This is a genomic window from Paraburkholderia silvatlantica, from assembly GCF_003096715.1.
Taxonomy (GTDB): Bacteria; Pseudomonadota; Gammaproteobacteria; order Burkholderiales; family Burkholderiaceae; genus Paraburkholderia; species Paraburkholderia silvatlantica.
Map to the genome: position 1 here is coordinate 11,736 of NZ_QEOL01000001.1, position 15,192 is coordinate 26,927.

Sequence of the window (15,192 nt, forward strand, 5' to 3'; positions counted from 1 at the left end):
TGAGCAGGCACCCCGGATGCATGGTTTTCCAGGCGCCATGCCATCCGTTTTTCGCATACCAGTGTTTTCAATTTGTGATTTTACGATGGCATATCGGCTTCCTATACTCGCCCGGAAAACGTACCGATGAAGTACCGATTCCGGAGACAGCCCCCCATGAACGCCCCAGACCGTGCCGCCGCAGAAGCTGCATCGCTAGCCGCATCCGTTTCGCTCGACGACAAATACACGCTGGAAAAAGGCCGCGTGTACATTAGCGGCACGCAGGCGCTGGTGCGCCTGCCCATGCTGCAAAAGGCGCGCGACCGCAAGGCCGGCCTGAATACGGCGGGCTTCGTCTCCGGCTATCGCGGCTCGCCGCTCGGCGCGCTCGACCAGTCGCTCTGGAAGGCGAAAAAGCACCTCCAGGCCCACGATGTCGTGTTCCAGCCCGGCGTGAACGAAGACCTCGCCGCCACCGCCGTGTGGGGCACGCAGCAGATCAATCTCTGGCCCGGCGCGCAGCGCGACGGCGTGTTCGGCATGTGGTACGGCAAGGGCCCAGGCGTGGACCGCACCGGCGACGTGTTCAAGCACGCCAACTCGGCGGGCAGCGATGCGCGCGGCGGCGTGCTCGTGCTCGCGGGCGACGACCATGCGGCGAAGTCGTCGTCGGTTGCGCACCAGTCCGAGCACGCGCTCATCGCGGCGGGCATTCCTGTGCTCTATCCCGCGAACGTGCAGGAATATCTCGACTACGGCTTGCACGGCTGGGCCATGAGCCGCTACTCGGGCCTGTGGGTCGTCATGAAGTGCGTGACCGACGTCATCGAATCGACCGCCTCGATCGACCTCGACCCGGATCGCGTGGCAATCGTCACGCCCGCCGACTACATCATGCCCGCAGGCGGCCTCAATATCCGCTGGCCCGACACGCCGCTCGCCCAGGAAGCGCGCCTGCTCGACGAGAAGTGGTACGCCGCGCTCGCCTATGTGCGCGCGAACCGCCTGAACCGCGTGGTGATCGATTCGCCGCGCGCGCGCTTTGGCATCATGACCGCGGGCAAGGCGTATCTCGACGTGCGCCAGGCGCTCACCGACCTCGGCCTCGACGACGAAACCTGCGCGCAGATCGGCGTGCGCGTGCTCAAGGTGGGCTGTGTATGGCCGCTCGACGCGCAGGACGCGCGCGGCTTTGCCACCGGGCTCGACGAAATTCTCGTGGTCGAAGAAAAGCGCCAGATTCTCGAATACGCGCTCAAGGAAGAGCTATACAACTGGCGCGAAGACGTGCGTCCCAGGATCTACGGCAAATTCGACGAGCGCGACAACGAAGGCGGCGAATGGTCGGTGCCGCGCGGCAACTGGCTGCTGCCCGCGCACTACGAACTCTCGCCCGCGCTGATCGCCAAGGCCATTGCGCGGCGTCTCTCGCGCGCGGACTTGTCCAATGCGGTGCCCGAGGACGTGCGCGCGCGCATGCTCGCGCGCGTGGCGATCATCGAGGCGAAGGAGCGCGAAGCGGCGAAGCCGCGTGTGACGGTGGAGCGCAAGCCGTGGTTCTGCTCGGGCTGTCCGCACAACACCTCGACGAACGTGCCCGAAGGCTCGCGCGCGCTGGCGGGCATCGGCTGCCACTACATGTCGATGTGGATGGACCGCAAGACCGAAACGTTCAGCCAGATGGGCGGCGAGGGCGTGGCGTGGCTCGGCCAGATGCACTTCTCGGGCGACAAGCACGTGTTCGTGAATCTCGGCGACGGCACATACTTTCACTCAGGACTGCTGGCGATTCGCGCGGCCATCGCATCGAACGCCAACATTACCTACAAGATTCTCTACAACGACGCGGTGGCGATGACGGGCGGCCAGCCCGTGGACGGCGTGCTCACCGTGCCGCAGATCGCGCATCAGGTGCATGCCGAAGGCGCGAAACGCATCGTCATCGTCACGGACGAGCCGCAAAAATACGCCGCCACGATCCCATTGCCGCCCGGCGTGGATGTTCACCATCGCGATCAGCTCGACAGCGTGCAGCGCACGCTGCGCGACACCGCCGGCACCACCGTGCTGATCTACGACCAGACCTGCGCCACCGAAAAGCGCCGCCGCCGCAAGCGCGGCGCGTATCCGGACCCGGCGCGCCGCGCGTTCATCAACGACGCCGTATGCGAAGGCTGCGGCGACTGCTCGGTGCAGTCGAACTGCCTCTCCGTCGAGCCGCTGGAAACGCCGCTCGGCACGAAGCGCAAGATCAACCAGTCGTCGTGCAACAAGGACTTCTCGTGCGTGAAGGGCTTTTGCCCGAGCTTCGTGACGGCCGAGGGCGCGCAGCTGCGCAAGCCGCGCGCGGCGCATGCGACCAGCGCCGCCTCGATCGATTTCGACGCGTTGCCCATGCCCGTGCTCCCGCAACTGGCGAAGCCTTACGGCATTCTCGTGACGGGCGTCGGCGGCACGGGTGTCGTGACCATCGGCGGGCTGATCGGCATGGCTGCGCATCTCGCGGGCAAGGGCGTGACCGTGCTCGACATGGCCGGGCTCGCACAGAAGGGCGGCGCCGTGCTGAGCCACGTGCAGGTAGCGGCTTCGCCCGCAGCCTTGCATGCCACGCGCATCGCCACGGGCGAAGCGCGCCTCGTCATCGGCTGCGATGCGATCGTCTCGGCTTCGGGCGACGTGCTCTCGCGGACCCAGCATGGCGTGACGGTCGCGGCGATCAACAGCGGCGCGACGCCGACTGCGGAATTCGTCAAGAATCCCAGGTGGACGTTCCCGGGCGCGCAAACCGAGGCCGAACTGCGCGCGAGCATCGGCGAGGGCTGTGCGTTCGTGGACGCCAATGCGCTTGCGCTGGCGTTGCTCGGCGACACGATCTACAGCAATCCGCTGCTGCTCGGCTATGCGTGGCAAAAGGGCTGGCTGCCGCTCGAACTCGCGCATCTGCGCCGTGCGATCGAACTCAACGCCGTGGCCGTGGAGAAGAACCAGCAGGCGTTCGACTGGGGCCGCTACGTCGCGCATCATGGCGAGGCGGTCGTGCGCGCGCTCACCCAAACGCCGGCAGAACCGCAGGCTGTCGTTCTGCACATGCCCGAATCGCTCGACAAGCTGATCGCCGCGCGCGAAGCGTTGCTCACCGCGTATCAGAACGCCGCCTATGCGCAGCAATATCGCCGCGTGGTCGAGCGCATTCGCGTGAAAGAGACGGCGCTCGGCGGCGACGCGAAGCTGCCGCTCACGCGCGCCGTTGCCGTGAATCTCGCGAAGCTCATGGCCTATAAGGACGAGTACGAAGTCGCGCGTCTTTATGCCGATCCTGCGTATCTGCAGAAGCTGCGCGAGCAGTTCGAAGGCGAGCCGGGACGCGACTACCAGCTGAACTTCTGGCTCGCGCCGCCGCTCATCGCGAAGCGCGACGAGCACGGTCATCTCGTGAAGCGCCGTTTCGGTCCGTGGATGCTGCCGGTGTTGCGCACGCTGGCTCGCATGAAGGGGCTGCGCGGCACGGCGCTCGATGTATTCGGCAAGACGCAGGAGCGTCGCGACGAACGCCGCTCGATTGCGCAATACGTGGCGCTCGTCGACGAATTCTGCGCGAGCCTCGACGCGCAGCGCCTGCCCGTCGCGCTGCAGCTGGCCGCGCTGCCCGACGAGATTCGCGGCTTCGGCCACGTCAAGGCGCGCCATCTCGCTGCGGCCGGGAAAAAGCAGGAGCGCTTGCTGGCCGACTACCGCACGCCCGCCACGCAGCGCGCCACGGCGTAACCAGCCAGCCGGCGATCAGGGAAGCAGGCGCCTGCCGATCAGGCGCGGCAGGCGCAGCGCCAACCCGCCCACGAGCCGCAGATGCATGCCCGCGAGCAGCAGGTTGTCGCGCACGTAGTTGAAATGCGAAACGCCGCCTTCATCGGCGCCGAAGTAACGCACCGGCGCTTCGATCCGGATCGGCCGCACACCGGCCCAGCACAGGCGCACGGCGGCTTCGGGATCGAAGTCGAAGCGGCGCATCCACGTCTGGCGCTGCATGATCGCCTTGAGCGGCGCGATCGGGTACACGCGAAAGCCGTACAGCGAATCGCCGATGCCGGCCCACAGCGTCTCGAAGTCGGCGAAGAAGTTCGACAGGCGCCGTCCCTGCACGCGCAGTTGCGGCGCGCTCGCGTCGAACTTCGGCAGGCCCAGCACCATGGCTTCGGGCGCGGCCTGCGAGGCGGCCATGAACTCGGGAATCAGCGCGGCGGGGTGCTGGCCGTCGGAGTCCATCGTCAGGACGTGAGTGAATCCGCGCGCCGCGGCGGCTTCGAGCCCCGCGAGCACTGCGCCACCCTTGCCCCGGTTGTCGGGCAGCACGATGACGTGCAGGCCGGGGTCGTCGTTGGCCATGGCCTGCAGGCGCGCGGCACTGCCGTCCGTGCTGCCGTCCACCACGACCCACACGGGGTTCCATTGCGCGCGTGCACCGCGTACGGTCTCGTCGAGCCGGGCGCCCGGGTTGTAGCTCGGGATCAGGACAAGATGCGTGGATGAAGGCGTGGCCATGGCAGCGGGTGCCTCGACAGCGTGAGACCCTGGAAAAATTCTAGCGCGCGCCGCTGCGCGCGCATAACCGCCGGGGCGGACGTCCGGCGCATCGTGCGCGGGGGCTTCGTATCCGGATGCTTCGGCGCTCGCGCCCGTGCCTGTGTCGGGCGCGGAGCGCGACTGCCGCTTTGCGTCGAAGGGTTGCACAGACACTCGTATTTCCTCAGAGGATGCAGCAGCGCAAAACGCGCCGCGTATTCAGGCCAGGCCGCCGTTGATCGAGAGCACTTGCCCTGTCACGTAGGCGGCCGCGTCGGACACCAGGTACGCCACCATGCCCGCGACTTCCGCGGGCTGACCGGCACGCTGCGCAGGCACGAGCTGCTTGATGCGCTCGGCGGGAAATGCGTGCTCCGCCATCGGCGAGGCGATGATGCCGGGCGCCACGGCGTTCACGGTGATGCCGCGCGAAGCCAGTTCCAGCGAGAGCGATTTCGTCGCGCCGATCAGCCCGGCCTTCGCGGCCGCATAGTTCGCCTGGCCGCGATTGCCCATCACGCCCGCGAGCGAGGCGATGTTGACGATACGCCCGCGGCGCGTGCGGATCATCGGCATGAGAAGCGGCTGGGTCACGTTGAAAAAGCCGTTGAGCGAGACGTCGATCACGCGGCGCCACTGCTCCCGGCGCATGCCCACCAATGGCGCGTCGTCGTGAATGCCTGCGTTGTTGACCAGGATCTGCACGGGCGCGTCTTCCACGAGACGGGCGAGCGCCGCTTCGGCCGCGTCGGCGTCGGTCACGTCGAAGGCAATGGCGTGCGCGCTGCCGCCCGCCGCGACGATGCGCTGCGCGACGGCCTCGGCCTCGGCCAGCCGCCGGTTCGCGTGCACCCAGACCTCGTGGCCCGCCTGCGCGAGCGCAACGCTGATGGCCTGCCCGAGTGCGCCGCTGCCGCCTGTCACGAGTGCACGCATGGGTTTTCCTCCCTCAATCCCGGCCAGCGCCGGCAGTCGTGGCACCGCGCGCCGCTCACGTCAGTCAACGCACGCGGTGCGCCGCGACATAGGCGGCCAGCGTGCCGAGCGTCGCGAAGATCTTCTCGTTTTCCGGATTGTCCGAGCGCAGCTCGAAGCCGTACTTCTTCGAGATCAGCAGCGCAATTTCCAGAATGTCGATCGAGTCGAGCCCGAAGCCTTCGCCGTAGAGCGGCGTGTCGGCGCTCACTTCGTCGAGCGAGACGTCTTCGAGGTTCAGCTCTTTCACGATCTGCGCGGCGAGTTCTTGTTCCAGTGCGTTCATCATGCGTGGGCTCTCCGGGCGTGCGGGCCGACAGCACCGGCCGCCCGTTTTTAGGGTTCGTTTGATGTAAAAGTTACCAGGATTCTAAGTGAAGGGTATCGGTGCGTATACCGTGCTCCCAGGCGAAAGGGTTACAGAGGGTCGGTGCCAGGCGGCACGCATTTTTGCGACCGGAACGCGCGAGACGCTTGCGCGGCATTGGGCCTGTCTGGATCGGACAAAAGCCCTGGCTGGCGCGATTCCCAACATTCGGTTACAAACCGGCGTCGGGCAGGACAGGTGATCGGGTCCCGCCAATCTTAAAATGTGCGTGCCTGGATACGCTTGCAAGAAACCGGCCCGATACTTGCATTTCTTGTGATGATTCGAGGCGCCTGCCTCGCCCTACGATTCGCTTACGAGCCTATTTGCGATATAAGCCAGATGTCTTTTTCACTCAGCCAGACCGCCCTGGGCCGCACCAGGGCCGAACGCCCGCCGGCGCCGTGCACACGGCGCGCTGGCCCGCGCGTGCGCCAGCGCGGAGGCGGGCGATGAGCGCCGTGGCTGCGGCGGCGCGCGCGGTGCCTGGCGTGGCGGCGGTGGCCGCCTGGCAAATCGGCGCGCACTACGCGGTGGCGACGCCGGGCGCGCACGGCTTCGGCCTTGCGATGGCGCTCGTGCCGCCGCTCGCGATCGCGCTGGCCGCCGCCGCGCGCTCGCCGCGCCGGGCGTGGCTGCTGCCGCTCTGGACGCTCGTCGCGCTCGCGCTGTGGATCATGCGCACGCCGCTTGCTTTGCACTTTGAATGGGGACTGTATCTGGAGCATGTGAGCTTTAACCTCGCGATGGCGCTCTTGTTCGGGCGTACGCTCGCGGCGGGGCGCGTGCCGCTTTGTACGCAGTTCGCCTCGATGATCCATGGCGGCGCGCTGACGCCCGCCGTCGCGCGCTATACGCGCCAGATCACGCTCGCGTGGACGCTCTTTTTCGTCGCGATTGCCGGCGTTTCGACGCTGATGTTCGCGGTTGCACCGATCGTCGCGTGGGCGACGTTCGCCAACTATCTGGCTTTGCCGCTCGTGGCGGTAATGTTCGTCGCCGAGCACGCGTGCCGGCGTTTCGTGCTGCCTGGCGAGCCGAATGCCGGCATGCTCGACGCGATCCGCGCATACCGGCAGACGACTCAGCAGACGGCCCACGCCCGCGCGGAGCATTCCTGATCATGAATGCCGCTCGCCAGCCTGAGGCCTGCCAGGGAACAACGCAGGAATCCGTATTGACTGAAGTTATGCAGACTCATCCGCTCGTTTTTCATCCGTCGCCCGACCAGGTCATCGCCTGGCGCGACGGCGCGCCCGTCACGGTGCGCGCGTTCCTCGCCGACGTCACGCGCGTGGCCGCGGCGCTGCCGGCGGGCGGACATGTGTTCAACGTCTGCCGCGACCGCTACCGCTTCACCGTGGGCCTGTGCGCGGCGCTCGTGTCCGGCCGCATCAGCCTGCTGCCCTCCACGCAGACGCCGGAAACCGTGCGCCAGCTCGCCTCGTTCGCCCCCGACGCGTTCTGCCTGCACGACGCGCCCGATTGCGCGATCGGCCTGCCGCGTTTCGCCTGGCCCGAAGCACCGCAGGAAGCCGACGCGGCCGCGCCGTTCGTCGTCCCGCAGATCGACGCCTCGCGCGTCGTCGCCTACGTGTTCACGTCGGGGTCCACCGGCGCGCCGGTGCCGCACGGCAAGACGTGGGGCGCGCTGGTGGCGGGCGTGCGCGCGTCGGCCGAGCGGCACGGCCTGCTCGCCGCGCACGACTGCACGATTGTCGGCACGGTTCCGCCGCAGCACATGTACGGTTTCGAAGTGACCGTGCTGCTCCCGCTGATCGGCGGCTGCGCGTTCAGCAACCGGCTGCCGTTCTATCCCGTCGATATTCGCGACGAACTCGAAGCGGTGCCGCATCCGCGCGTGCTCGTGACTTCGCCGATCCATCTGCGCGCGCTGCTCGCCACCGCTCATGCGCTGCCGCCGGCCGAACTGGTGCTCTCGGCCACTGCGCCGCTCTCGGAAAAGCTGGCGATCGAAGCGGAAACGCGCCTGAAGGCGCCGCTCGTCGAAATCTACGGCAGCACCGAAACCGGCCAGATCGCGACGCGCCGCACGGCGAAGGGGGCAACGTGGCAACTGCTCCCGAAGCTTCGTTTCGAAGCGCGCGAAAGCGCGGCGCAGGACGGCGAAGGCGCGACGATGTGGGTATCGGGCGGCCACGTGGAAGAGCCGGTGCCGATGGGGGATGCGATCGAACTGCTCGACGCCCGGCGTTTCCTGCTGCACGGGCGCAAGGCGGACCTCATCAACATCGCCGGCAAACGAAGCTCGCTCGCGTACCTCAATCATCAGCTCAACGCGATTCCAGGCGTGGTGGACGGCGTGTTCTTCATGCCCGACCACCTCGAACACGATGCGCGTACGGGCCACGACGTCGTGCAGCGCCTCGTCGCGCTCGTGGTCGCGCCGACGCTTGCGCTCGCCGATCTGCAGCGTGCGCTGCGCGAACGCATCGATCGCGCGTTTCTGCCGCGTCCGCTCCTGTTCGTCGATGCCCTGCCGCGCAACGACACCGGCAAGCTGCCACACGACGTGCTCGCCGCGTTCGTGGCGCGGCAGATGCGCGGCGCTCCCGCGAAGGACGCGAAGGACGCGGGCGGCGCTTTCGCCAAGCCGGCGTCCACGCTTTCGTTCGCAATTCCCGCCGATCATCCCGCGTTGCCCGGCCACTTCCCGGGTCACCCGATCGTGCCCGGCGTCGTGCTGCTCGATCACGCCATCGACGCGATCGGCGCCGCGCTGAACCGGCCGTTCGACACGTTCAGGCTCAGCACCGCGAAATTCCTGAGCCCGGCCGCGCCCGGCGAAACACTCGACCTCGCCTGGGACGCGGCGGCGAGCGGTGCGATCCGCTTCACGCTGCGCGCGGGCGCGCGCGATGTCGCGAGCGGCGTCATCAGCGACGAAGCCGCTGACGCACGCGGCGCCGGGCCGCTCACGCGCGCGGGCGCGCAGACCGGAGCGCAGCCATGACGAAGCGCACCGACTGGGCGAACCAGCAGGAGCGCAGCAACACGCTGCTCCTGCGCATCATGACGTGGCTCTCGCTGCGCCTCGGCCGCCGCGCGGGCCGCGCGCTGCTGCATCTGATCGCGCTGTATTTCGTGCTGTTTTCGCCGCGCGCGTGCGCGGCCTCGCGCGATTACCTGCGCCGCGTGCTGGGCCGCCCGGCGCACTGGCGCGACGTCTACCGCCACGTGTTCACGTTCGCCTCGACGATCCACGACCGCATCTATCTGGCGAACGCGCGCTTCGACATGTTCGACATCCGCCCGCACGGCCATACGCTCGTGGACGAGACGCTCGCCAGGGGGCGCGGCGTGTTCCTGATGGGCGCGCACCTTGGCAGCTTCGAGATCGTGCGCGCGCTCGGCCGCACGCGGCCCGACCTGCGCGTGGTCGTGACGATGTACGAGGAGAACGCGCAGAAGATCAACGCGACGCTCGCCGCCGTGAATCCCGCGGCGAAGCCCGAAGTGATCGGGCTCGGCCAGGTCGGCTCGATGCTGAAGGTGCACGAGCGTCTCGACCAGAACTGCATGGTGGGCATGCTCGCGGACCGCACGCTGCTCGCCGGCGACACCGCCACCATGCGGCGCATGGCGTTTCTCGGCGAGCCGGCGGCGTTCCCGCTCGGGCCGCTCTACATGGCCGCGATGCTCAAGCGCCCGGTGCTCTTCATGACGGGCCTGTACCGCGGCGGCAATCGCTATGACGTGCACTTCGAAACGCTGGCGGACTTCACCGACGTGCCGCGCGAGTCGCGCCAGCGCGCCATCGACGCGGCGCTCGTTCGCTACGTCACGCTGCTCGACCGCTATTGCCGCAAGGCGCCGTACAACTGGTTCAACTACTACGACTTCTGGCAGGGCGGCAAGCAGGGCGCGAAGGTCGGCGCACCGGCCCCGGCAACGGCGGCGGCAAGCGCTGCGGCCCGTGCGCCGGCGCCGGCCCCGGTACGCCGCCGCGAGACGCGCGCCCCTGCCGAGCTTCCCGTGCACGAGGTGACCGACGCATGAGTGCGATCCGCCGTTGCGCGACCTTGCGCGCGCGCTGCCAGCGTGCGCTGGCGAGCGCCGCTTTCATCGCCGCTTCCGTCATCGCGGCGGGCGCGCCTGCCGTGCCGGCCCAGGCTGCCGAAACCGCGCAGCCCGCCTGGACGCTCGACCGCCTGATGTCCACGCTCGCGCAGCACAAGTCCGGCCGCGCGAGCTTCACCGAGACGAAGTACCTCTCGATCGCCACGCAGCCCGTCGAGTCGTCGGGCGAACTCGTGTTCGTCGCGCCCGATCATCTGGAAAAGATCACGCAGAACCCGAAGCCCGAGCACCTCGTGGTGGACGGCGACATGCTGACCGTCCAGCGCGAGAACCGCACCTACACGCTGGCGCTCGCGCGCTATCCGGAGCTGGGCGCGTTCATCGAGAGCATCCGTGCGACGCTCGCGGGCAACCGCTTCGCGCTGGAGCAGGTGTACAAGGTCGCGCTCGCGGGCGAGGGCGACGACTGGACGCTTACGCTCACGCCGCTCGACTCGCGCATGCGCAAGGTGGTGAATACGATCACGATAGACGGCACACGCGACGCGATGCGCAGCGTCGCGATCCAGCAGGCGGACGGCGATCATTCGGTGATGCGCCTGCACGCCCTTTCCGCGGACGCGAACTGATGGACCCGCGTGCCCATCCGGTCCTTGCGCGCGGCTTCGCGCTCGTGCAGCGCCGCGCCGTTGCGGTGTGGCTGCTGGGCCTCGTCGCGTGCGCGGTGGCGATCGGCCGCGCAAATTTCACTGCCGACCTCTCGGCGTTTCTGCCGCGCTCGCCGAGCCCCACGCAGCAAGTGCTCGTCGATCAACTGCGCGACGGCCTGGCTTCCCGGCTCATTCTCATCGGCATCGACGGCGGCTACGAGAGCACGCGCGCGGCGCTTTCGCGCCGCGTGGCGGCGAGCCTGCGCGCCGATCCGCAATTCGTGGCGATTCACAACGGCTCGGACGAGAACGACGCGCGCGACGAGCAGTTCATGTTCGCACACCGCTACGTGCTGAGCCCCGCGGTCACGCCCCAACACTTCACGGAACAAGGCATGCACGCGGCGCTCGGCGAGAGCCTCGATCTGCTGACGTCGTCGGCGGGCCTCGTTGCCAAGGACCTGCTGCCGCGCGACCCGACGGGCGAAGTGGCGGCCATGGTCGGTCAGCTCGACAGCGCGGCGCAGCCAGCGAGCCGCGGCGGCGTCTGGGCCTCGCGCGACGGCCGGCGCGCCGTGCTGGTGGCGCAAACGGCGGCCGCCGGCTCCGACACCGACGCGCAGTCCCGCGCCATCGACGCCGTGCGCGCCGCCTTTGCCGCCGCCACGCGCACCTTGCCCAATGCTTCGGCCTACCAGGTATCGCTGACGGGGCCGGGCGTGTTCGCGGTCGCCACCCGCGACGCCATTCGCCACGACGTGGAGCGCCTCTCCACCCTGAGCCTCGTGCTGATCGTCGCGCTGCTGCTCACGCTGTACCGCTCGCCGCGCACGCTGGGGCTCGGGCTCTTGCCGGTGTTCTCGGGCGTGGCGGCGGGCATTGCCACAGTTTCGCTCGTGTTCGGCACGGTGCATGGCTTGACGCTCGGCTTCGGCACGACGCTGATGGGCGAGGCGGTGGACTATTCGATCTATCTGTTCGTGCAGTCGTCGCAGGGCGGCCCCCGCGGTGCGCCCCAGGGCCGCGGGACGATGCGCGCCTGGCTCGCCGCTTACTGGCCGACCATCCGCCTTGGCGTGCTGACCTCGGTGTGCGGCTTCGCGACGATGCTGTTCTCGGGCTTCCCCGGCCTCGTGCAACTGGGGCTCTATTCGATTGCGGGCCTCGTGAGCGCCGCGCTCGTTACGCGCTTCGTGCTGCCGCAGCTGTGCGGCGGTGCCGTCGCGATTCGCGATGTGTCGCGCATCGGTGCGGCGCTCGCACGCCTCGCGCAGGCCGCGCCGCGCCTGCGCTGGCCGCTCGCGGCGCTCGTGCTCGCCGCGGTGGCGGCGCTGTGGCTGCATCGCGGCGACCTCTGGAGCCACGAGCTTTCCTCCCTGAGCCCCGTGCCCGCCGCGAGCCAGGCGCTCGACACGCGTCTGCGCGCGGACGTTGGCGCACCCGACGTGCGCTATCTCGTGGTGATCCCGGCCGCGAGCGAGCAGGCCGCGCTCGAAGGCGCGGAGAAGGTTGGCGCGCAGTTGCAACCGCTCGTCGAGCGTGGCGTGCTGGGCGGTTTCGAGAGCCCCGCGCGCTACCTGCCGAGCGACGCCACGCAGCGTGCGCGCCTCGCGAGCCTGCCCGCCAGCGATGTGCTCGCGGCGCGCCTGCAGGAGGCGATCAGGAACCAGCCGGTGGACGTGAAGCCCGACGCCTTCGCGCCGTTTCTCGCCGACGTCGAGGCGGCGCGCAACGCGCCGCTCGTCACGCGCGCGGACCTCAAGGGCACGTCGATGGCGCTCGCTGTCGATGCGCTGCTGACCCGGCGCGACGGGCAATGGAGCGCCATGCTCGCCTTGCGCGCGCCGCGCAATGCACAAGGCGCACAGGCCGTGAATACGCCGAGCCTCGACGCCGGCGCCGTGAGCGGCGCCGTCGCCCGTGCGAACGTGCCGGGCGCACTGTTCGTCGACCTGAAGGCCGAAGCCGACCGCATGTACGTGGACTACGTGCACGAAGACATTCGCCTCTCGCTCGCGGGTTTCGTCGTCATCGTCGTGCTGCTGGTACTCGCGCTGCGCTCGGTCTCACGAGCGGCGCGCGCGCTCGCGCCGCTCGTCGCGGCGGTACTGGTCGTGGCGGCGGGATTCGCGCTGGCGGGCGTGCCGCTGACCATCCTGCATCTGGTCGGCATGCTGCTCATCGTCGCGGTGGGCTCGAACTATGCGCTGTTCTTCTGCAAGCGCGACGACGAAGCGGGCATCACGCCGCGCACGCTCGTCTCGCTGCTCGTCGCCAATCTCGCGACGGTGGCGGGCTTCGGCCTGCTCTCGCTGTCTCATGTGCCGCTGCTCGAAACGTTCGGACTGACCGTCGGGCCGGGCGCGATGCTTGCGCTCGCGTTCGCGGCGATTCTCGCGCCGCCGCTCGTGCACAGCAGCGCCGAGGCGCACGTGAGCGCCGATACGCCCGACGAGCGGCGGTCCGCTCGTCCGCGCACCGAACGCGCGCAGATGAGCCGCCCGCACGGAGGCCGCGCATGAACCCGGCTTCATTGCCCGCTACGCGAGTGATGCCCGCGTTCGCCACGGCGCGGCGCTGGAAGCCGTCGCCGTTCATTTGCGGCGCAGCGGCGCTGCACGCGGGCGCGGCCGCCGCCGTGGCCGCGCAGCCGCACGCATGGCCGTGGGCCGCGGGCAGCGTGGTCGCCTCGCATCTCGCGCTCACTGCCGCGGGCTTGTGGCCGCGCAGCGCGTTGCTCGGCCCGAACTGGACGCGCCTGCCCGAGCACGCGGGGCAGCGCATCGCGCTTACTATCGACGATGGTCCAGACCCCGAAGTGACGCCGCGCGTGCTCGAGCTGCTGGGCCGCTTCGATGCGCACGCAACGTTCTTCTGCATCGGCGAGCTGGCGCAACGCTACCCGCATCTTGTCGAAGCGATCGTGGCGCGCGGCCATGCCGTCGAAAATCATAGCCAGCGCCATCGGCATACGTTTTCGGTCTCGGGGCCGCTCGTGATGAAACGCGAGATCGAGGCGGCGCAGCGCACGCTCACCGGAATCGCGGGTACGGCGCCGCGCTTTTTCCGTGCACCGGCGGGCCTGCGCAATCCGTTCCTCGAGCCGGTGTTATGCGCCCTCGGTCTGCACCTCGCGAGCTGGACGCGGCGCGGCTTCGACACCTGCGCGAAAAACGCCGCCCCGGTCACGCACCGCCTGCTCGATGGCCTGGCTGCGCGCGACATCCTGCTCGTGCACGACGGCCACGCGGCGCGCGACGCGCGCGGCAAGCCGCTCGTGCTCGATGTGCTGCCGCCGCTTCTGCGCGCCGCCGCCGAACGCCAGCTGCAGTGGACCACACTGCGCGCGTGCCTCGACGGCGAAGCCGGTCAACCCTGATTCCACCGCTGCGCCAATGGACCGACTGACGTGAAACCACTCATCCTTTCGCATTTCACCGCTACCAGCTGCCTCGGGCGCGGGCTCGACGCGACGCTCGACGCGCTGCGCGGCGCGCGCGGAGGCCTCGCGCGCTGCGATTTCGCGCGCGCGGACCTCGATACGTGGACCGGCGAGGTGGCGGGCCTCGAGAGCGAGACGATGCGGGCCGACCTCGCGGACTACGCGTGCCGCAACCACCGTCTCGCGCAGATCGGCTTCACGCAGGACGGTTTCGCCGAACACATTCAGGCCGCCGTCGCGCGCTATGGCGCCGCTCGCGTGGGCGTGTTCGTCGGCACCAGCACCTCGGGCATTCTCGAAACCGAAAACGCCTACCGGCAGCGCGACCTGGAAAGCGGCGCGCTCAAGCCGGGCTTTCATTACGCGCAGACGCACAACCCGTTCGCGCTGGCCTCGTTCGTGCGCGCGTACTTCGGCCTGCGCGGGCCGGCCACGTCGATTTCTTCGGCCTGTTCTTCGGGCGCGAAGGTGTTCGGTTCCGCGCGCCGCATGATCGAAGCGGGGCTCATCGATGCGGCCGTGGTGGGCGGCGTGGATTCGCTCTGCCTGACGACGCTGTACGGTTTCAACTCGCTCGAACTGCTCTCGCGCGATCCGTGCCGCCCGTTCGACGTGAACCGCAACGGCATTTCGATCGGCGAGGCCGCGGCGTTCGCCTTCCTCGAGCGCACGCCCGACACGCTGGACGACGATGCCATCCTGCTGCTCGGCGTGGGCGAATCGAGCGACGCGCATCACATGTCGTCGCCGCATCCCGAAGGGCTCGGCGCGCGCGCCGCGATGGCGCAGGCGCTTTCTGCCGCGGGCGTGGCGCCTGGCGAAATCGGCTACATCAATCTGCATGGCACGGCCACGCCGAGCAACGACGCCGCCGAAAGCCGCGCGGTCAATGCGCTGTTCGAGCGCACGCCGTGCAGCTCGACCAAGGGCGCGACGGGGCATACGCTCGGCGCGGCGGGCGCGCTCGAAGCCGTGATCGCGGCGCTTGCGCTGCGCCATCGCTTCGTGCCCGCCGGCGTCAACACCACGCAGCCCGACGCCGCGCTGGGCCTCGACTACGTGCTGGAAAGCCGCGAGGCGCAAGTGGGCGCCGCGCTCAGCAATTCATTCGGTTTCGGCGGCACGAACTGCAGCCTCCTGTTCGGGCGCGCGGACCGCGCACATCACGGATGACC

At 69.0% G+C, this 15,192-nt stretch carries 10 protein-coding genes and 1 pseudogene; 8 read left to right on the forward strand and 3 right to left on the reverse strand.

Annotated features, from left to right (window positions below; translation table 11 throughout):
- Nucleotides 1-156: 156 nt before the first annotated feature.
- Nucleotides 157-3,747, forward strand: a complete 3,591-nt coding sequence (locus tag C7411_RS00070) for an indolepyruvate ferredoxin oxidoreductase family protein (protein ID WP_110382553.1) — start codon at nt 157-159, stop codon at nt 3,745-3,747.
- Between the two features lie 15 nt (nt 3,748-3,762).
- Here C7411_RS00070 and C7411_RS00075 read toward each other — a convergent pair whose 3' ends face one another.
- From C7411_RS00075 to C7411_RS00085, 3 genes are all read right to left on the reverse strand, one after another.
- The gene (locus C7411_RS00075) at nt 3,763-4,521 is read right to left on the reverse strand and encodes a glycosyltransferase family 2 protein (protein WP_110382554.1); all 759 of its coding nucleotides are present in this window, start codon (nt 4,519-4,521) and stop codon (nt 3,763-3,765) included.
- Nucleotides 4,522-4,761: 240 nt separating this feature from the next.
- Nucleotides 4,762-5,478 (reverse strand): 3-oxoacyl-ACP reductase FabG, encoded by a 717-nt coding sequence (gene fabG, locus C7411_RS00080; RefSeq protein WP_110382555.1) that lies wholly within the window; start codon nt 5,476-5,478, stop codon nt 4,762-4,764.
- Between the two features lie 64 nt (nt 5,479-5,542).
- A complete protein-coding gene (locus C7411_RS00085; protein WP_110382934.1) occupies nt 5,543-5,803 on the reverse strand; it encodes a phosphopantetheine-binding protein in 261 nt (86 codons plus the stop codon).
- A gap of 533 nt (nt 5,804-6,336) precedes the next feature.
- Here C7411_RS00085 and C7411_RS00090 point away from each other — a divergent pair.
- The 7 genes and pseudogenes from C7411_RS00090 to C7411_RS00120 all read left to right on the forward strand — a co-directional run bounded on the left by C7411_RS00090 (nt 6,337) and on the right by C7411_RS00120 (nt 15,190).
- Complete coding sequence (locus C7411_RS00090; protein ID WP_110382556.1) at nt 6,337-7,005, forward strand: COG4648 family protein; 669 nt, start codon at nt 6,337-6,339, stop codon at nt 7,003-7,005.
- Nucleotides 7,006-7,073: 68 nt separating this feature from the next.
- Nucleotides 7,074-8,858, forward strand: coding sequence for an AMP-binding protein (locus tag C7411_RS00095; protein ID WP_110382557.1), 1,785 nt, complete (start codon nt 7,074-7,076; stop codon nt 8,856-8,858).
- Nucleotides 8,855-9,775 (forward strand): annotated as a pseudogene (locus C7411_RS00100) (LpxL/LpxP family acyltransferase); the annotation flags it as partial. The gene C7411_RS00095 and the pseudogene C7411_RS00100, both read left to right, overlap by 4 nt.
- A gap of 125 nt (nt 9,776-9,900) precedes the next feature.
- Nucleotides 9,901-10,554 (forward strand): outer membrane lipoprotein carrier protein LolA, encoded by a 654-nt coding sequence (locus tag C7411_RS00105; RefSeq protein WP_110382559.1) that lies wholly within the window; start codon nt 9,901-9,903, stop codon nt 10,552-10,554.
- On the forward strand, nt 10,554-13,097 hold the full coding sequence (locus tag C7411_RS00110; protein ID WP_110382560.1) for an MMPL family transporter: 2,544 nt from the start codon (nt 10,554-10,556) through the stop codon (nt 13,095-13,097). Before C7411_RS00105 ends, C7411_RS00110 begins: the two co-directional genes overlap by 1 nt.
- A complete protein-coding gene (locus C7411_RS00115; RefSeq protein ID WP_110382561.1) occupies nt 13,094-13,954 on the forward strand; it encodes a polysaccharide deacetylase family protein in 861 nt (286 codons plus the stop codon). The genes C7411_RS00110 and C7411_RS00115 overlap by 4 nt, the downstream gene beginning before the upstream one ends.
- A gap of 30 nt (nt 13,955-13,984) precedes the next feature.
- On the forward strand, nt 13,985-15,190 hold the full coding sequence (locus tag C7411_RS00120; protein WP_110382562.1) for a beta-ketoacyl-[acyl-carrier-protein] synthase family protein: 1,206 nt from the start codon (nt 13,985-13,987) through the stop codon (nt 15,188-15,190).
- Nucleotides 15,191-15,192 lie beyond the last annotated feature (2 nt).